This window comes from Exiguobacterium aurantiacum (assembly GCF_001766415.1).
GTDB lineage: Bacteria > Bacillota > Bacilli > Exiguobacteriales > Exiguobacteriaceae > Exiguobacterium > Exiguobacterium aurantiacum_A.
The window spans coordinates 795,446-813,104 of the sequence record NZ_MKXO01000001.1; the positions used below are offsets into that span (position 1 = coordinate 795,446).

Annotated in this window: 17 protein-coding genes; 6 read left to right on the plus strand and 11 right to left on the minus strand. The window is 50.6% G+C overall.

The features are described from left to right. The first annotated feature begins 146 nt into the window (after positions 1–146). Positions 147–323, plus strand: coding sequence for a DUF5325 family protein (locus tag BJU60_RS15205; RefSeq protein ID WP_167615659.1), 177 nt, complete (start codon positions 147–149; stop codon positions 321–323). Between the two features lie 35 nt (positions 324–358). Here the strand turns inward: BJU60_RS15205 and BJU60_RS04080 are convergent, their stop codons facing one another. The 3 genes from BJU60_RS04080 to BJU60_RS04090 form a co-directional block, all read right to left on the minus strand. Next, positions 359–1,612, minus strand: coding sequence for an inositol monophosphatase family protein (locus BJU60_RS04080; protein ID WP_070327589.1), 1,254 nt, complete (start codon positions 1,610–1,612; stop codon positions 359–361). A 78-nt stretch (positions 1,613–1,690) separates the two neighbouring features. Continuing rightward, on the minus strand, positions 1,691–1,879 hold the full coding sequence (locus tag BJU60_RS04085) for a hypothetical protein (protein WP_015881266.1): 189 nt from the start codon (positions 1,877–1,879) through the stop codon (positions 1,691–1,693). Positions 1,880–2,126: 247 nt separating this feature from the next. After that, complete coding sequence (locus BJU60_RS04090) at positions 2,127–2,393, minus strand: UPF0223 family protein (protein WP_070327590.1); 267 nt, start codon at positions 2,391–2,393, stop codon at positions 2,127–2,129. 184 nt (positions 2,394–2,577) lie between these two features. Between BJU60_RS04090 and BJU60_RS04095 the strand changes: the two genes are divergently transcribed. Further along, the gene (locus BJU60_RS04095) at positions 2,578–4,059 is read left to right on the plus strand and encodes an aminotransferase class I/II-fold pyridoxal phosphate-dependent enzyme (protein WP_070327591.1); all 1,482 of its coding nucleotides are present in this window, start codon (positions 2,578–2,580) and stop codon (positions 4,057–4,059) included. Between the two features lie 105 nt (positions 4,060–4,164). On the opposite strand, the gene BJU60_RS04100 is transcribed toward BJU60_RS04095, so the two are convergent. After that, positions 4,165–4,485 carry a DUF3055 domain-containing protein gene (locus BJU60_RS04100; protein WP_070327592.1) on the minus strand — a complete coding sequence of 107 codons (321 nt, stop codon included), beginning with the start codon at positions 4,483–4,485 and terminating at the stop codon, positions 4,165–4,167. 75 nt (positions 4,486–4,560) lie between these two features. On the opposite strand from BJU60_RS04100, the gene aac(6') reads away from it, so the two are divergent. After that, positions 4,561–5,004 carry an aminoglycoside 6'-N-acetyltransferase gene (gene aac(6') / locus BJU60_RS04105; RefSeq protein ID WP_070327593.1) on the plus strand — a complete coding sequence of 148 codons (444 nt, stop codon included), beginning with the start codon at positions 4,561–4,563 and terminating at the stop codon, positions 5,002–5,004. Positions 5,005–5,020: 16 nt separating this feature from the next. Here the strand turns inward: aac(6') and lpdA are convergent, their stop codons facing one another. The 4 genes from lpdA to pdhA form a co-directional block, all read right to left on the minus strand. Beyond that, the gene (gene lpdA / locus BJU60_RS04110) at positions 5,021–6,433 is read right to left on the minus strand and encodes a dihydrolipoyl dehydrogenase (protein ID WP_070327594.1); all 1,413 of its coding nucleotides are present in this window, start codon (positions 6,431–6,433) and stop codon (positions 5,021–5,023) included. Positions 6,434–6,437: 4 nt separating this feature from the next. Further along, on the minus strand, positions 6,438–7,730 hold the full coding sequence (locus BJU60_RS04115) for a dihydrolipoamide acetyltransferase family protein (protein WP_070327595.1): 1,293 nt from the start codon (positions 7,728–7,730) through the stop codon (positions 6,438–6,440). A gap of 76 nt (positions 7,731–7,806) precedes the next feature. Continuing rightward, on the minus strand, positions 7,807–8,784 hold the full coding sequence (locus BJU60_RS04120; RefSeq protein WP_070327596.1) for an alpha-ketoacid dehydrogenase subunit beta: 978 nt from the start codon (positions 8,782–8,784) through the stop codon (positions 7,807–7,809). Between the two features lie 3 nt (positions 8,785–8,787). Beyond that, complete coding sequence (gene pdhA, locus BJU60_RS04125) at positions 8,788–9,873, minus strand: pyruvate dehydrogenase (acetyl-transferring) E1 component subunit alpha (RefSeq protein ID WP_070327597.1); 1,086 nt, start codon at positions 9,871–9,873, stop codon at positions 8,788–8,790. A gap of 332 nt (positions 9,874–10,205) precedes the next feature. Here pdhA and def point away from each other — a divergent pair, with 332 nt between their 5' ends. Beyond that, positions 10,206–10,745, plus strand: coding sequence for a peptide deformylase (gene def, locus BJU60_RS04130; RefSeq protein ID WP_070327598.1), 540 nt, complete (start codon positions 10,206–10,208; stop codon positions 10,743–10,745). Position 10,746: 1 nt separating this feature from the next. Continuing rightward, the gene (locus BJU60_RS04135) at positions 10,747–12,372 is read left to right on the plus strand and encodes an alpha/beta hydrolase (RefSeq protein ID WP_070327958.1); all 1,626 of its coding nucleotides are present in this window, start codon (positions 10,747–10,749) and stop codon (positions 12,370–12,372) included. Between the two features lie 403 nt (positions 12,373–12,775). Here the strand turns inward: BJU60_RS04135 and BJU60_RS04140 are convergent, their stop codons facing one another. Then, the gene (locus BJU60_RS04140; RefSeq protein ID WP_083273978.1) at positions 12,776–14,233 is read right to left on the minus strand and encodes a phospholipase D family protein; all 1,458 of its coding nucleotides are present in this window, start codon (positions 14,231–14,233) and stop codon (positions 12,776–12,778) included. 61 nt (positions 14,234–14,294) lie between these two features. Then, complete coding sequence (gene rnjA / locus BJU60_RS04145; protein ID WP_070327600.1) at positions 14,295–15,962, minus strand: ribonuclease J1; 1,668 nt, start codon at positions 15,960–15,962, stop codon at positions 14,295–14,297. A gap of 208 nt (positions 15,963–16,170) precedes the next feature. On the opposite strand from rnjA, the gene BJU60_RS04150 reads away from it, so the two are divergent. Continuing rightward, positions 16,171–16,959 carry a Cof-type HAD-IIB family hydrolase gene (locus BJU60_RS04150; RefSeq protein ID WP_174545506.1) on the plus strand — a complete coding sequence of 263 codons (789 nt, stop codon included), beginning with the start codon at positions 16,171–16,173 and terminating at the stop codon, positions 16,957–16,959. Positions 16,960–16,989: 30 nt separating this feature from the next. Here the strand turns inward: BJU60_RS04150 and BJU60_RS04155 are convergent, their stop codons facing one another. Further along, positions 16,990–17,652 carry a potassium channel family protein gene (locus BJU60_RS04155; RefSeq protein WP_070327602.1) on the minus strand — a complete coding sequence of 221 codons (663 nt, stop codon included), beginning with the start codon at positions 17,650–17,652 and terminating at the stop codon, positions 16,990–16,992. Positions 17,653–17,659 lie beyond the last annotated feature (7 nt).

The window sequence follows — 17,659 nt, forward strand, 5'->3', positions numbered from 1 at the left end:
TTTGAAAAGTTTCAACTTTGTATTCAACTTAAAGAGTATAGCACAGGTGCTACCACCTTTGTCACGTTATATAGTCTGTTACCGTTTCCAATTGCGCTGATTTTGCTTACAATGAGATAGAGCCAAGAAAAAAAGGGGGAATTTCGATGCAACTCATGTTCGTCTTGATCGCAATCGCCGTCGTCGCCGGTTTTGTCGGTATCGGCATCGGTGTCGCCGAAGCGAGTACCGCCATCATCGTTGGCAGTCTCGCGTTGAGCGCGGTCGCTACATTCTTCGGCATCAACTTGCGCCGCCGTGTCCTAGCAGACCGACGCCCATAACGAACAGGCCCAAGGCGAGCGCCTTGGGCCTTGTTTTATAATTCTCGCGTCAAGCAGATGCGGTCTCGCAACACGAGTCCATCTTCTTCGATCGCCTCGTAGCCATGGTTCGGAAAATAATCGCGTTCGACCGAAGCAAAACGGAATCCGGCTTGTTGATAGAAGCGCAACTGGACGATGCTTGAGTTGCCCGTGCAGACGAGCAGTTCGCTCGCACTTCCGCTAGCCGCCCGACGGATGGCGTCTTGGAGCATCCGTTGCCCGATCGTCTGGTTTTGACGGTCCGGTTTGACAGCGATGTTGACGAGTTCGACCGATTCCGCACTGCGACGGACAAGCATATACGCCCCGACGAGTTCACCGCCGAGTAAAGCCTCAAACGTCGATCCCGTCTCATATTGCGCTTGCACCATCGCCTCGTTCGGATTCGCCAAGACGAGCAAATCGCGCACGCGATCGTACGTTTTGTTCGGTTCAATCACAAGGTCTGGCCTCACTTCAGGCGCCACGTTTTTGGCGATGACGTAATGCTTGATGACGTCCTTGACGAACGTCTCGCTCCCGCCGAGGACCGATGTCTTCCCTTTATAGCTGACGGGTTCACCGTATAAGGAGACGACGCGTCCCCCGACTTCTTCGACGAGAAGTTTTCCGGCCGCGTAATCCCACGGCATATTGCGCATCGTGATATAGCCGTCGACCCGTCCGGCCGCAACCCAAGCCAGTTCGAGTGAGGCGGCCCCGTGCGCTCGTGTCCCGACAGAGTCGCGGACGATCGGTGCCAACACTTCCGGCGCAATCTGTTGGTTCGGGGTCACCCACGTCGCATTCATACTCAAAAATGCGTCACGGACGTGATGTTCATGAAGCTGCGGCAACTTCCGTCCGTTGAGCGTCGCCCCATAACCACGTCGTGCCACGAACAGCTCGTCAGCCATCACATCATAGACAAATCCATACTCGACGACCTCATCGACCATAATCGCGATCGAGATGGCGAACATCCGCTTTTGATGAATAAAATTGAGCGTCCCGTCGATCGGATCGACAAACCAAACCGTCCCTGTCAACTTGTCAGGCTGTGTCGAGATGCCTTCTTCTCCGACAATCTGATGCTCCGGATACGCCGCTCGGATGCGGTCGACGATCAGTTGTTCGACCGCTCGATCGATTTCAGTGACCAAGTCCCCTTTGCCCGTCTTCCGCTCGATCCGATAACTTTCATCAATTTGAAGGCGGATATATTCCCCTGCTTGTTTGATTAGATCAATCGCAAACCATTCCAACATATTTATCACCTCTCTATGTATTATAGCAAACAAAAACCAGTATTCGCGTGGAATACTGGTTGAATGAGCGGTTGTGGGTCAGGCTTCGAGACGCAAAAGTTCTTGGCGGTATTTCTCTAACCGATGCTTGCTAGCCTGGACAGTGGCATCGTCTTGTGACGCCATTGCATCGAAGAGTGTTGCCAATTCATAATCAATCTCTAGGCGCAGCACCGGAATCCGTTTTTCTGCGTCTTTTCTTTTGAATGCCTCAATCACTTGTTTCATGAGATGCCACACTCCTTTTGTTGGGCTACAAGTTACGGTTTAGTAAGTTGAATTGAGTATATCAGATGAGATTCAAAAAAGAAAGAGAATTGTCTGACTATTTTGAATTTTTTATCTTAGTGGATATATTCCCACTTCAACCGGTCCTAAACCTTAAATAACCGTTAGTGATATGTACCCTATTTCTTAAGGTATTAACTAAAAAAAGCAGCAACCGACAGATTCGTCGGTTCCTGCAATTCATTTGTTACAACCTGATAATCTTAGTATTTGATTTCAAGGCCGCTTGGACCGTACGATAGGTAGAGTATCCGGTCTGCTCATCGTGGACAGCGCTCAGTTGCTTTTCTTCTGATTTTGATGTCACGATTTGTTTGAACGACCGATACGTTGCTAAAAATTCTTCCCGATCGACGCCGCCTTCGTTGGCGAGTGCGACTTGATTATAGAACTCGACGACTTCGATCAGTTCTTCCGTCGTCCAGTCCGGATTGATTGGATAGTTGATTTGCATATTCTTCACCTCGACAACCATTGTATCAACAAAAAAAACTATTGCAAGTTGACTTGGAAATCTCTATAGTTTTTTTGTTGCATCGTTTTTCTGCATAGCAGACCAATCATTCACCGGGTAAAGAAACTTAGTATACGTAAACGACCGATCCCATACAAACGCTGATTTCAAGGAGGGCTTACTATTGAAAATTAAAGGGTCTACACAGCTCGACACGCCGCTATTTGAGACGTTACTCAAACACGTCAATACAAATCCGATTGCGTTCCATATTCCCGGTCATAAAGGCGGAAAAGGAATGGATCCCGAATTTCGTGACTTCATCGGCGAAAATGCTTTAAAAATCGATTTGATCAACATCGCTCCACTTGATGACTTGCATCATCCGAAAGCTTCGATTGCTGAAGCCGAGCGTCTCGCTGCTGAAGCGTTCCGTGCTGATGAGACATTTTTCTCGGTCCAAGGTACATCGAGCGCCATCATGGCAATGATCATGGGCGTCGTCGGGCCGAACGAAAAAATTATCGTCCCGCGTAACGTGCATAAATCCGTCATGTCAGCGCTCGTCTTGACCGGAGCCCATCCTGTATTCATTCATCCTGAATATGATGAGACGTACGGGATCGCCCACGGCATCACGGCAAGCGCTGTCGAGCGCGCGCTCGAGCTGCATCCTGACACGAAAGCCGTCCTCGTCATCAACCCGACGTACTTCGGTGTCGCTGGTGACCTCGAACGCATCGTCGCCGTTGCTCACGCTCAGGACGTCCCTGTACTCGTTGACGAAGCGCACGGTGTCCACTTGCCATTCCACGACGAGCTCCCTCTGTCGGCGATGCAAGCGGGCGCAGACGTCGCTGCGACGAGCGTGCATAAGCTCGGTGGCTCGATGACAGGTAGCTCGATTTTGAACGTACGCCGCGGTCTTGTCTCTCCAGAGCGGATCCACGCGATGCTCTCGATGATTACGACGACGTCGACGTCCTACCTACTTCTCGCCTCGCTCGACGCAGCCCGGCGCCAATTGGCGACAAAAGGTGAGGCCATGAACGAACGCGCCCTCACGCTCTCACGAATGGCACGCGTCGCCATCAACAACATGCCGCATTTATCGGTCTACGGCCACTCTGAGCTCCATTCTGAGTCGACGTACGCCTTAGATGAGACGAAAGTACTCGTATCGGTTCGTGAGCTTGGAATTACCGGATTTGAAATCGAGAAATATTTGCGCGAACATCACCGCATCGAAGTCGAGATGTCCGATTTGTTGAACGTCCTCTTCATCGTGACGAGTGCCGACGATGAGTCGACGATTCAAGCACTTATCGATGCGATGCACGATGTCGTATCGGTGTATAAGCAGTCTGGGAACGATTCTTTATCGATCATGCTCCCGGAGATCCCACCACTCGCGCTCAGCCCACGAGACGCGTTCTACGAAGAGACGGAAACGATTCCCCTCGAGAACGCTGTCGGACGAATTTCGGCTGAGTTCATCATGGTGTATCCACCAGGGATTCCTATCATCATTCCTGGAGAATTGATCACGGCATCGACACTCGAATACATCACGGCCAATATCGAAGCTGGTTTACCGGTTCAAGGTCTTGAAGACGAGTCGCTTCAAATGATTAAAGTCATCCAACAAACGAAAGCAATCCGCTAAACGAAAGCGAGCCGGTCAAATTGACCGGCTCGCTTTGTGTCATCAGAAGAAAAGATGCTTATGATGATCGAATTGCTTCCCCTACTACCCATTATAAGAAAACGCTTACATTTTTTCAAGAGGTGATTCTGAAGTTTTTTCATCTTTCGTCCCTTCCTCGAGACAAAGACGCAAAAATTCAGCAACATGATCGGTGTCATACAGATTGATTCCGAGCATCGGATAAAGCTGTCTCGGTTCTTCGAGCGCATGCATATCGAGAAGGGCTGACTGTCCGGTCTGCATGCAGACGACGAGTACTTTCCCCATGAACTGGTGCGTATAGACAAATCCGAAATCATAACGAGACGTCTCGGTTTCGATGCCGGTAAACCGAACGCGGCTCGTCTCGGAAACGGTATATAATAGCTCCTCATCAAACGCCATGATCATTCCCTCCTTTCTGACTTCATATGTTATTTTCCTTTATACTGAACTTGTGAAACCTAGGGAGGATGACTCATGAACATTCGAAAAGCAAGCGCGCGCGACGAAGCCGCACTATTGACGCTCATGCAAGCGCTCTGGCCCGACGCCCCGTTGATCGAGTTGACGGCCGAGCTTCGTCTCGGATTGCGTTCCGGCAAGATGCATTATTTTTTGGCGACCGACAACACGGCAGTCGGGTTTTGCCAGCTCAGTTTCAGACATGACTATGTTCCCGGCGCCGTCTCTTCTCCAACTGCGTTCTTAGAAGGGATATACGTTGACGAATCCGTACGCGGGCAGGATGTGGCGACCCGGCTCGTCGAAGCTGCCGCATCATACGCTCGGTCGAAAGGCTGTGACGAACTCGCTTCAGATACGGAGCTTGACAATGAGGGGAGCCAACGTTTTCATGCTCGAATCGGTTTCGATGAAGTCGAACGAACCGTCCACTACATCAAAAAACTCTCCCGCGAGTAGCGAGAGAGTTTTTGTATTACTTAACGACGTGGATTGGCATACCCATTGCGATTTCTGCCGCTTCCATTGCCATCTCACCGAGTGATGGGTGAGCGTGGATTGTGAGCGCGATATCTTCAGCTGTCATGCCTGCTTCGATGGCGAGACCAAGCTCGGCAATCATATCAGAAGCGCCTGTACCCGCGATTTGAGCACCGATCAAAAGACCGTCCTCTTTACGCGTGATGAGCTTCATGAAGCCGTCTGGCTCGTCGAGGGCGAGGGCACGACCGTTCGCTGCGAATGGGAATTTCGATACTGTGAAATCGAGTCCTTCTTCTTTAGCGAGCGGTTCTGTGTAACCAACTGTCGCAAGTTCAGGGTCAGTGAAGACGACCGCTGGGATTGCTGAGTAGTCGAGGTAAGCCGGCTTACCTGCAGCTGCCTCCGCTGCAACTTTTGCTTCGTAAGAAGCTTTGTGTGCGAGCGGTGGTCCTGGTACGATGTCGCCGATTGCAAAAATGTTTTCGTTCGACGTCTTGCACTGGTCGTCGATCTCGATGATGCCGCGGTCGCTGATTTTAACTTCAGCATTCTCGAGGCCGATGTCGCCAGTGTTCGGACGGCGTCCGACTGTGACGAGGACGTAGTCCGCTTCAACAGTCTGTTCTTCGCCGTTCACTTCAAACTTCACGATAACGCCGTCTTCCGTTTCCTCGACGCCTTTTGCAAGAGCGTTCGTGTGGATCGTGACGTTGCCTTTTTGTTTGAGTTTCTTTTTGACGATTTGCGTCATTTGTGGCTCGAAGCCAGACAAGATGTCGCTTGCGCCTTCAACGACTACGACTTCAGTATCGAAGTTCGCATACGCTGTCCCAAGTTCCATTCCGATGTAGCCGCCACCGATGACGACGAGCTTTTTCGGAACTTCTGGAAGAGCCAATGCGCCAGTTGAAGAAAGAACGCGTTTTGACCATTTGAACGATGGGATCTCGATTGGTGTCGAACCAGTCGCGATGATCGCTTTCTTGAACTTGTAAGGAGTTGAGCTATCTTCTGTGATGACACGAACTGTGTCTTCAGCTGCGAAGAACGCTTCACCTTGAACGATCTCGATCTTGTTGCCTTTCAAAAGACCTTTGACGCCGCCAGTCAATTTGTTGACGACCGACTGTTTCCAGTCTTGGACTTTCGTGAAGTCAACTGACACGTTGTCAGATGTGATTCCCATTGACGAGTGACCTTTAGCGTGCTGGAAGTTGTGCCCAGCCGTGATCAACGCTTTTGATGGGATACAACCGACGTTCAAGCAGACACCGCCAAAGTTGCCTTTTTCAACGATTGTAACTTTGAGTCCGAGTTGTGCGCCGCGGATTGCTGCGACGTATCCACCAGGACCTGCGCCGATGACAAGTAAATCAGTTTCTTGTGCGAATTCTCCTACTACCATGTTATTATCCCTCCATCATTAGAAGTGCTGGATCTTGAAGCAAGCGTTTGACCATGTTGAGCGCGTTTTGAGCAGTCGCACCATCGATGAGACGGTGGTCAAAGCTGAATGAAAGTGCGAGCACTGGTGCTGCGACAATCTCTCCGTCTTTGACGACAGCTTTTTCAGCAATGCGGCCGATACCGAGAATTGCAACTTCCGGGTGGTTGATGACAGGTGTGAACCATTGTCCACCAGCTGAACCGATGTTCGTGATTGTGATCGATCCGCCTTTCATGTCGTCCCCAGCAAGTTTGCCTTCACGGGCTTTGCCAGCAAGCTCATTGATGTTGTTTGCAAGTGCGTAGACTGATTTACGGTCCGCATCTTTGACGACAGGAACGACGAGGCCGTTATCCGTGTCAGCTGCGATACCGATGTTGTAGTAGTTTTTGTAGACGATTTCTTCGTTTACATCGTCGATTGACGCGTTGATTGTTGGGTAAGCTTTCGCTGCCGCTGTCAATGCTTTGACGACGAATGGCAAGTACGTGAGTTTCACGCCTTGGTCAGCCGCGACTTGTTTGAACTCTTTACGGAGTGCGACAAGTTTCGTGACATCGACTTCGTCCATGAGTGTTACGTGCGGAGCCGTATGTTTCGAGTTGACCATCGCTTTCGAGATCGCTTTACGGATACCACGGATTTTCTCGCGCGTTTCGAGTTCAGGTGTAGCTGACTCGTAAGGCTTGATTTCCGTCTTCGCAGCCGAGGCCGTCGCTACAGATTCTGTTTTCTCTGTTGTAGCTTCCGCTGTCGGTGCTTCACCGTTTGCGAACGCGTCGATGTCTTCTTTAAGAACGCGACCGTTGTCGCCAGTTCCTTTGACTTCACGGATGTCGACGCCTTTTTCACGAGCGTACTTGCGAATCGAAGGCATGGCGATGACACGCTCAGACTTGTGAAGTTGAACTTCACGTGGACCGTCTTCTTTCACGTCTTCTTGAATCTCTTCTGTCTTCTCTTCAGCTTTTGGCTGTTCAGGAGCTGCCTCTTCTTCACCGGCTGGTGCGTCACCTTCGATATCGAACGTGATGAGGACGTCGCCGACGATGGCAACTGTTCCTTCAGAGACTTTAACTTCCTTGACTGTTCCGTCGACCGGAGCAGGAATCTCAACGACGGCTTTGTCGTTTTGAACTTCGAGGAGGATGTCATCCTCTTTCACTGTATCCCCTGCTTTGACGAACCACTTGACGATCTCACCTTCGTGAATTCCTTCACCGATGTCTGGTAATTTAAATTCAAATACTGCCACTGGTTTTTCCTCCTATCGAATAATCATGTAAACACGACAAGGGAGACAATTCTCCCTTATCGTTAAATGAACACGATCAGAAGTTGATAACTTCTTTAACTTTTGCAACGACATCTTTATGGTCAGGTAACCATGCATCTTCACCTTGTGCGAAAGCGAAGACCGTGTCTGGTGCAGTTACACGAAGCACTGGTGCTTCGAGGTGAAGAATCGCGCGTTCTTGAATTTCAGTTACGACGTTCGCCGCAATCCCTGCTTGACGCTGTGCCTCTTGAACGACGATCGCGCGGCCAGTCTTTTTAACTGACTCGACGATTGTGTCGATATCAAGCGGGCTGATTGTCATGAGGTCGATTACTTCGACGTTGATGTTTTCTTTTTCGAGTTCTTCAGCTGCTTTGAGTGAAGTATGAACCATCGCACCGTATGTGATGATCGAAACGTCAGTACCTTCGCGTTTCACGTCTGCTTTTCCAAGCTCGATCGTGTAGTCGCCTTCTGGTACTTCGCCACGGAACGAACGGTAAAGTTTCATGTGCTCGAGGAATACGACTGGGTCGTTGTCACGGATTGACGCGATCAAAAGACCTTTTGCATCATACGGTGTTGACGGGATGACGACTTTAAGACCAGGTGTCTGAGCCATCAATCCTTCAAGGCTGTCCGCGTGAAGTTCTGGTGTTTTAACGCCGCCACCGAAAGGTGAACGGATTGTAACCGGCTGGCTGTAAGCGCCGCCTGAACGGTAACGCATACGTGCCATTTGGGCAGCAACTGAGTCAAATACTTCGAATACGAATCCGAAGAATTGAACTTCCATGATTGGACGGAAGCCTGTGAGTGCAAGACCGATCGCGAGACCGCCGATACCAGACTCAGCGAGTGGCGTATCGAAGACGCGGTCTTCGCCTAACTCGTCTTGGAGACCTTCCGTTGCACGGAAGACCCCACCGTTTTTACCAACGTCTTCTCCGAAAAGAAGTACTTTCTCGTCGCGCTTCATTTCAACGCGCATCGCATCAGTAATCGCTTGGATCATTGTCATTTGAGCCATAACTTACTTCGACTCCTTTGCTGTATATTCTTCAAGCTGCTCTTTCAAGTTTGAAGGGAGTGTTTCGAACATGTTGTTGATGAAGTCCGAAACTTTTTGTTTTGGTTCTTTGTCCGCGAGGCTGATCGCTTCTTTCACGTCTGCTTTCGCTTGTTCGATCACTTCATTCTCCATGTCTTCGCTCCAAAGCTTTTTGCCTTCGAGGAAAAGACGGAAACGTACGAGTGGATCTTTTTCTTGGTACTCTGAATCGAGTTCTTTCGTACGGTAACGTGTTGGGTCATCCCCAGCGAGCGTATGTGGTCCGTAACGGTATGTGAGTGCTTCGATGAGCGTCGGTGTCCCATCAAGTGCGTCTTTACGCGCTTGTTGTGTTGCGGCGAAGACAGCAAGTACGTCCATACCGTCAACTTGGATTCCGTTGATGCCCGCTGCTACAGCTTTTTGCGCGATCGTTTTAGCTGCCGTCTGCTTCTCAACAGGTGTCGAGATTGCGAAGCGGTTGTTTTGAACGACGAAGATAGCTGGTGATTTGAATGCACCTGCAAAGTTCATACCTTCGTAGAAGTCACCTTGTGACGATCCGCCGTCACCCGTGTAAGTAATGGCGACGTTCGTGTTGCCGTTGCGTTTGAGACCCATGGCCACACCCGCTGTTTGAATGATTTGTGCACCGATAATGATTTGTGGCATTAAGACGTTAACGTCTTCTGGGATGCGGTTTCCTGCCACGTGACCACGTGAGAACAAGAACGCTTGATAAAGCGGAAGTCCGTGGAATACGAGTTGCGGGATATCGCGGTAACCCGGAAGAATCCAGTCTTGCTTGTCGAGCGCGTATTGCGTCCCGATCATCGTTGCTTCTTGCCCTGCCACTGGCGCGTAGAAACCTAGGCGTCCTTGACGGTTAAGCGAGATGGCACGCTGATCCCAAATTCGAGTATAGACCATGCGGCGCATAAGCTCCTGAAGTTGCTCGTCCGTTACATCTGGCATTGCGTCTTGGTTGACGACCTCGCCCTTCTCGTCGAGAATACGGAACGTTTGGAAGTTTTCTTCCACGTTTTGAAGTACCTGAACGTTGTTCATTCGTTTCACCTCATCCTTTCAACTATGAGACAATTGTCTTTTTTTGTGATCAAACACTATCTCAAATCTTAAGTGTATCTGTCCAAAAAAGCAATCTGTATTAACGTGATTCAGGAAAGTATGACTTCTCCTGCCGTTTCCTTGTCAGTATAAAACGGGTTGTTACAATAACGCAAAAAATATGCTCACTCCATAAAAACGCTTACATGAACACATTTTTCGAATGTTTTACGCTCTGTATCATTTTCATTTCACCCTCTGTACCATCTGAGCGATTCGCTCATTAAATATGATATAATTGGACATATCGCAATTGGAAAGGAAGTTTACCCATGTTAACAATGAAAGACGTGATTCGTGAAGGAGATGAGCGGCTCCGTAACCGTTCAAGTGAAGTCTCGCTTCCACCTACGGCAGAAGACCTCGCCCTGCTCGACGAGATGGAAACGTTCCTCGTCAACAGCCAAGACCCTGAGATCAGTGAGAAATATGAGCTTCGCGGCGGTGTCGGAATTGCTGCACCACAACTCGGTGTCAATCGCCGGTTCTTCACCGTCCTGCTAAAAGAGGAAGAAGAGACGTTCAAGCTGTCGATCTTCAATCCGAAAATCACGAGTCACTCGCTCGAACAGACGTATTTGAACGGCGGTGAAGGCTGCTTATCTGTCGATCGCATCGTCAAAGGCAACGTACCCCGTCACCGTCGCATCACCCTCGAAGGATTTGACCGTAACGGCAATCCGATCAAGTTACGTCTTCGCGGGATGCGAGCCATCGTCTGCCAACACGAACTCGACCACTTGGACGGCGTCCTGTTTTATGACCGCATTAATACGACCAATCCGCTAGAAACATACGGTGAACCGATCTGAGGTGACGAGCGTGAAAAAAAAGACACTGTTGTTCCTATTCCCATTCTTGTTTCTTTTAATCGGTGGATGCGTCCGGATCGAATATGACGCCACCGTCCACTACGATCAGTCTGTCACGCTCGAGACGACGTATGCGTTCCGCGATCACCCGGTCATGAAGCTATTAAACTTACGGCTCGACTGGGAAACGTGGAAACAACAAGCGAACGATAACGGCTATGCGACTCGAGACTATTCGAGCGAAGACGATTACGAAGGTATGGTGTTAAAGAAGACGTTCAAAAACGTCGATGAGCTGCAAAACATTAAACAGGAATGGAAGACCGGACCGGCCGGTGTCCTCGTTCCCCCCGACGTGGAATTTGACGTTCAAAAGGAAGACGGCATTTGGTTCGATTCATACGTATTGAAGACGAACTTGGATTTACGTCTCGATCGCGTCGACTTGCCTGGTGTCAACTTGAGCGGTTCCCCGAAAGAACTCGCCGAGCGTTACATCCGCCAAGCCGACATCCGTTTCAATTTGACGGTACCGACCGGTGTGTTCGTCGAGGACGGGACCGGCCTTGACCCTCGTTCGATGAAACAAGTCGAGTGGCAAGTGTACGGCGGACGCCAAAACAATATGATGCTTGTCGCGCACGTACCGAACGTCAAAGCGTGGATCATCACGATCGTCGTTGCCCTCATTGCTAGTGTGACTGCTTTCTTCGTTTGGCGGAGATCTAGGAAAAATGTCGGAAACCCCGACCGGACATCAATCCGTTCGCGCGTGCTCGGTATGTTGATCATCCTGTTAGCGTTAGCCATCATTATCGTGACCGTACGTGAAGAACTGACGAACGATCGAAAAGTCGAAGCCATCCGTCAAGCCGCCCAAACCGATGAGTTCATCCCGACGTTCGCCGTCCACGGCCTGCTCGGGACCGACCGGACGTTCCTCCGCTTCTCCCAATACATGGAGCAGCGCGGATTTGCCAAAGACGGTGCGCTTTGTACGGTGACAGCGAAAGGAGCGGTCGACTGCGTCATCAATGATTACAGTTCGAACCGACCGATCGTCCGGATTGAATATGAGGATGCTGAAGCGTCCTTGAACAACCAGACGAAATGGTTGAACCTCGCCATCGAAGAGTACAAAGCGGAACGAAACCGTTCATTCGACCGCATGTATGTAATTGGTCACAGTATGGGCGGTGTCGCCGCAGCCAACTACATTTTGAACCAAGACGAGTATATCGTCGATAAGCTCGTTACGTTTGATAGCCCGTTCGCCGGGACGCGCCTCGCCAACTTCGGTTTATCCGCCAGCAACTTCGGTGTGAACACGGGCAGTCCGGCCATCCGCGACTTGTCGCCGAGTTCTGATGGGCTCAAGTCGTTCCAGGCCAAGCTTGAGACGTGGCCCCGCTCCGTCCAAGTGTATTCGTTCTCAGGACGAGGCGGCGAGTTCAACTTGATCGAACCGTCGAGCTCGCTCTTGCTCGAGGAATACACGAATAATATCGGTACCGAGACCGTCCCATACGATCACTTCTCACTTCATCGGAAGACGGACGTGCTCCGTGAGACGGGCGAGTTCTTATACGAGTATTCAAATGAGTTCAATCCAGTCGAAACGCAATAAAACAAGCCCGTCCTCTGATGAGGACGGGCTTAGGCTGTTGACGAACCAATTCGCTTTTCGCGAATTGGTTCGTCTTTTTTATGTTCGATGACCTCGAGTCACTCTGCCCGGCACAAGATTGAAAAAATGGTATGTATACGGTCTCTCCAGGCCAATAAACTAGTCAGCTTCTTCATGTTTTGTGCGGTGACCGCCGCCAGATGGGACCGTGTGCGTTGCTCGTCCGATGGCGCCGCGACTCCTGCAGGATAGCAATCCAACGGAGACCCAGCAGCGACACGAGTCGCGATGCGGCTCCGGGATTGCCTGCGGAAAGCGTGGGCGCCGAAAGGACGAGCCATAGCAATCATGTTAGTCAACAAGCTGAAGCCCGCCCTCTGATGAGGACGGGCTTGTTTTTAGGTCAGTAGGTCATCGTCCACGTCAACTTCTGTAACCAGTAGAGCAAGTACTTGCCGATCGGCAAGTCGGTCTGAATCTCATCATAAGCGACGGTGTACGTCCCGTCCTCGTTGTTCCAAAGCCGTTTGAAATAGCTATCGACTTCGCGCATGAACTCGGTCTCGGTCGCAGTCGTCACTTCAACGTCCGCCTCGAGGTTATAGTCGTTCATATTCCGGGTCGTATAGTTGCCTGACCCCATCACAACGACACGCTGCTCGCCTTCGACGTAGAGCATCTTCGGATGATATTGTTCTTTCCCGACTTCGTACCAACGGACCTCGATCTGTTCCGGATTGACTTCGACGAGCTCAGCCGTGACCGGCAAGTTCGGGAGACCCGACTTATCACGCCCGAACGCGTTCGTGTTCGGGTCAAGGATGAGCTTGACGAACACGCCGCGCTCGGCGGCATCGTGGATTGCTTGGATGATGTTCCGATCGGCCAAATAGAACATGCCGATCCAAATCGTCTCGCCCGCTTCCGCCTCGTCCATCGCTTTCACGACGGCTTCTTGAATTTTCGACTCGGTGACGTAACGAACCTGCATCGGTCCGTCCGAATCCTCGTCACGTAAGGCGGCGAGCTTTTCTTCACTCGGGAAACGGCTCGCGTCCCCTTTCGAGAACCGGGCGATCGCCTCTTCCCCTTCAAGAATGTCAGCTAGGATCGGACCGTCGAGTCGGACGCCGACATTTGAATGGTAACCGGACGCGTCATGCGGATTCGCCGAGAGGACGAACCCGTCGTTCTCCGTCACCATGACTTTGCGATGGTTCGCTTTCACGTTCAGTAACCGTAAATAAGAACGAATCGTGATGTCCGGTGCCGATTTCGCCATCGGGTTCGGGAGCCAACCGTTTTGGCTGTCCCCGAACCATTGGAATCCGATGCGATACAACGTCGAGTACAAGATATTCGGGTCACGTAACGCGTCGAGGTTCGTGTAGACGATCTCCGCGCCCGCTTCCTTGAGCACGTCTAAATGGTCAGACGCGTGACCGTTATACGTCGTGTTGATCTCGTCTGTGATCAAGACGACGTTCAAGTCCGGATATAGCTCCATCTGTTCTATGAGTGCTGACGACAGGCGGGCCGTGATGTCCGGATACGGTCGATCTTCATTTGAATATGGATTGAATAAGAAAAAGTCCATGACGATATACTCCCGGGCCTCGCGGATCGATCGTTCGACATCTTGGAAGATCTCTTGCTCATTGACTTCGGTGTCTTCTCCTTGGTATGTCAAATCAGACAAAAAATCGATTTGGTCATCCGAGATGTTTACCGGTTCGGATGCTCGAGACACCCCTTCTGGCAGCGGTTTTACTTGATGATAAATCATCGTGACTAAAAATAAGATCGCAAATGCGGCAAGTCCCCACTTGAGCCAACCTGTCTTACGCTTCTTCCGTTCCATACGCACCGCCCCTTTTTTCATTCTCTAAAAAACGGGCTGTAGTCACCTACAGCCCGTTCGTTTATACTTCCATAATGATCGGAAGAACCATTGGGTGTCTTCGTGTTTTTTGAGCCAAGTATGGCGTGAGTGTATCCGAGACAAGTTGCTTCATCTCTGACCATTTCATCTGCTTGTTCGATAAGCCTTGTTCGACCGTCTTCTTGAGCAAGCGCTCACCGTCACGAATCAGGCTGCCCGATTCACGCATGTACACGAATCCGCGCGAGATGATATCGGGTCCGGAGACGAGTTTTCGCGTCTTGCCGTCGATGCTGATGACGACGACGACAAGTCCATCTTCTGACAAGATCCGGCGATCGCGTAAGACGATATTGCCGATGTCACCGATGCCGTTTCCGTCAACATAGACGGCGTTCGCCGAAATTTTGCCTGTAATGGCAGCCGAATCGGCATCGACGGCGAGCACTTCGCCGTTGTCCATTACGAACGTGTTCTCTTTCGGGATCCCGACCGATTGCGCGAGCTCGGCATGTTTCACTAACATGCGGTACTCTCCGTGAATCGGCATGAAGAATTTCGGGTTGAGCAACCGGATCATGAGCAGCTGCTCTTGTTGCGATCCGTGACCTGACGTATGGATGTTCGTGAGTTTACCGTAGACGACGTCAGCGCCCGCTTTGTACAGTTGGTTGATCGTTTTACCGACCGACACGGCGTTACCAGGAATCGGTGACGATGAGAAGATGACCGTGTCGCCAGGGATGATCGAAACTTGACGGTGTGTCCCGTTCGCAATCCGGCTGAGCGCAGCCATCGGTTCACCTTGTGATCCGGTACAGAGAATCGCCACTTCATGTGGTTGGAAGTTGCGCATCTGGTTCGTCTCGATAATCATTCCTTTTGGTACGTTGATGAAGCCGAGATCTTGTCCGATCGTCATGACTTTTTCCATCGAGCGACCGAAGATGAGCAAGTGGCGGCCCGTCTCAGCACAAGAGTCGATGACTTGTTGCAGACGATAGATGTTCGAGGCGAACGTCGCGAAGATGATGCGCCCTTCCGCTTTACGGAACGTCTCACTGATCGTCCCGCCGACGACTTTTTCACTCATCGTGAACCCTTCGATTTCTGCGTTCGTCGAGTCCGACAAGAGACAAAGGACGCCTTCTTTCCCGATCTCAGCCATTTTGGCGATATCAGCCGGCTCGCCGACCGGTGTGAAGTCGAACTTGAAGTCGCCGGTATGGACGATGTTGCCTTGTGGCGTCTTGACGACGACACCTAGCGAGTTCGGAATCGAGTGAGTCGTCCGGAAGAACGAGATACTCGTCTTTCTGAACTTGACGATCGTATCCTCATCGATTTCATGCAATTCGGCCTCGCGAAGCAAGCCATGCTCCTCAAGTTTCACTTTGATCAACCCGAGGGCGAGCTTTGTCGCATAGATCGGCAGTTTGACTTGTTTCAACAAGAACGGGATTCCACCGATATGGTCTTCGTGACCGTGGGTGATGAACACCCCTTTTACTTTTTCTTTGTTTTTGATCAAGTATGAGTAATCTGGAATGACGTAGTCGATCCCAAGCAAGTCATCCTCTGGGAACATAATCCCGGCGTCGATGACAATAATCTCATCTTGAAATTGAGCGACGTACGTATTCTTCCCGATTTCTCCGAGTCCGCCTAATGCGAACACAGCGGTTTGATGGTTCTTTACAAACTTCATTTAATCTCTCCTTACTTCTAGTTAGTTGATTTTCATCTATGTGATACATAAGTGATTCTCGTGATAAAGTTATGTCTCCGTAAGATTCTTTCTTCATTATAGCTCATATTGTGACAAAATTTCACTAATGACGTCAGATTGAGGGCGGTTTCTTGATTTCGTGGTATGCTTTTCTGTATAGAAATACCCTAAACAAGACAGAGAAAGCATGGTGATTCGAATGGAAGATAAAAAAGTAGTCTTTTTTGATATTGACGGCACGCTTCTCCACGAAGGGACGTATATTCCGCCTTCGACGATTGGGGCGATCGAACAACTTCGTGCGAACGGAGTCGAGACGTTCATCGCGACGGGACGAGGCCCGGCGATGCTCTCAGACATCCCGCAGCAACTTGGAATCGAGAGCATGGTGTGCTACAACGGCCAAATCGTCGTCCACCGTGGGGAAATCGTCTATCGGAACACGCTACCGACTCATGCGCTCAGCCGTTTGACGGACCATGCGGGAACGTTTGACCACACACTCGTCTATCTCGGACAAGACCGTGGCGGCGCGACTAAACCGAACGACCACGTCGTCGAACAGTCGCTCGGTGAACTCGATATGCCGATCCCGACGTACGCGCCAAACTTCCACATTGAACAGGACGTCTATCAGACGTTGCTCTACTGCACGGCTGAAGAGGAGCATCATTATCTCGACGCTTATAGCGAATTCGATTTTATCCGGTGGCACCCGCATGCGATGGACGTCATCAATCGCGGGGCGAGCAAGGCGGACGGCATTCGCCACTTCATCGAGACGAACGGCTATCGCCTCGAGAACACATACGCCTTCGGTGACGCGTTGAACGATTTGGCGATGCTCCGATACGTCGGTACAGGCATCGCGATGGGCAACGGACGAGCCGAGGCAAAAGAAGCGGCCGACTTTGTGACGAAATCGATTCTTGAAGACGGGATCGAGTACGGACTAAAAACTATGAAGCTAATCTAAAAAACAACGAGAGGCGCGCGCCTCTCGTTTTTATCTTGACCGAAGCGAGCGTTCGAGCCGGTCGAGGTCAGTATCTTTTCCGATGATGATCAAGATATCTTCCGGCAGGATCATCTCGTCGGCTTGAGGAGAAATCAAGACGTCGTCACCACGACGGATGGCGACGATGTTGACTCCGTATTTGGCACGAAGGTCCAAATCGATCAGTGATTTATTCGATAGTTTATCAGAAGCCTTGATCTCGACAATCGAATGTTCATTTGAAAGTTCGAGGTAGTCCAAGATACTTTGGCTCATCAATCCGTTGGCGATCCGGACGCCCATATCGCGTTCCGGGTGGACGATGTTATCCGCACCGATTCGACGTAGGACTTTTTCGTGGTAGTCGTTCGTCACTTTCACCGTGATGATTTGGACACCGAGCTCTTTCAAAATCAACGTCGTCAAAATCGAGGCTTGAATATTTTCTCCGATTGCCACGATCACGTGTTCGAAGTTACGAATCCCAAGACTCTTTAAGACGTTCTCATCGGTCGTGTCGGCAATGACCGCGTGCGTGGCTAGGCCCATGAACTCATTGACGCGTTCTTCATCCACGTCGATGGCGAGCACGTCATATCCGTTCGACGACAACTCCCGCACGATCGACCCACCAAACCGACCTAACCCGATGACTGCAAATTCACCTGTCATATTCAAA

Bases quoted from the DNA above. Each gene is read 5' to 3' on its own strand.
- BJU60_RS04150 (WP_174545506.1), top strand. From the start codon at position 16,171: ATGGTGATTCGAATGGAAGATAAAAAAGTAGTCTTTTTTGATATTGAC.
- BJU60_RS04100 (WP_070327592.1), bottom strand. From the start codon at position 4,485: ATGGCGTTTGATGAGGAGCTATTATATACCGTTTCCGAGACGAGCCGC.
- BJU60_RS15205 (WP_167615659.1), top strand. From the start codon at position 147: ATGCAACTCATGTTCGTCTTGATCGCAATCGCCGTCGTCGCCGGTTTT.
- BJU60_RS04155 (WP_070327602.1), bottom strand. From the start codon at position 17,652: ATGACAGGTGAATTTGCAGTCATCGGGTTAGGTCGGTTTGGTGGGTCG.
- BJU60_RS04120 (WP_070327596.1), bottom strand. From the start codon at position 8,784: ATGGCTCAAATGACAATGATCCAAGCGATTACTGATGCGATGCGCGTT.
- BJU60_RS04085 (WP_015881266.1), bottom strand. From the start codon at position 1,879: ATGAAACAAGTGATTGAGGCATTCAAAAGAAAAGACGCAGAAAAACGG.
- BJU60_RS04080 (WP_070327589.1), bottom strand. From the start codon at position 1,612: ATGTTGGAATGGTTTGCGATTGATCTAATCAAACAAGCAGGGGAATAT.
- pdhA (WP_070327597.1), bottom strand. From the start codon at position 9,873: ATGAACAACGTTCAGGTACTTCAAAACGTGGAAGAAAACTTCCAAACG.
- rnjA (WP_070327600.1), bottom strand. From the start codon at position 15,962: ATGAAGTTTGTAAAGAACCATCAAACCGCTGTGTTCGCATTAGGCGGA.
- BJU60_RS04090 (WP_070327590.1), bottom strand. From the start codon at position 2,393: ATGCAAATCAACTATCCAATCAATCCGGACTGGACGACGGAAGAACTG.
- lpdA (WP_070327594.1), bottom strand. From the start codon at position 6,433: ATGGTAGTAGGAGAATTCGCACAAGAAACTGATTTACTTGTCATCGGC.
- BJU60_RS04140 (WP_083273978.1), bottom strand. From the start codon at position 14,233: ATGGAACGGAAGAAGCGTAAGACAGGTTGGCTCAAGTGGGGACTTGCC.
- def (WP_070327598.1), top strand. From the start codon at position 10,206: ATGTTAACAATGAAAGACGTGATTCGTGAAGGAGATGAGCGGCTCCGT.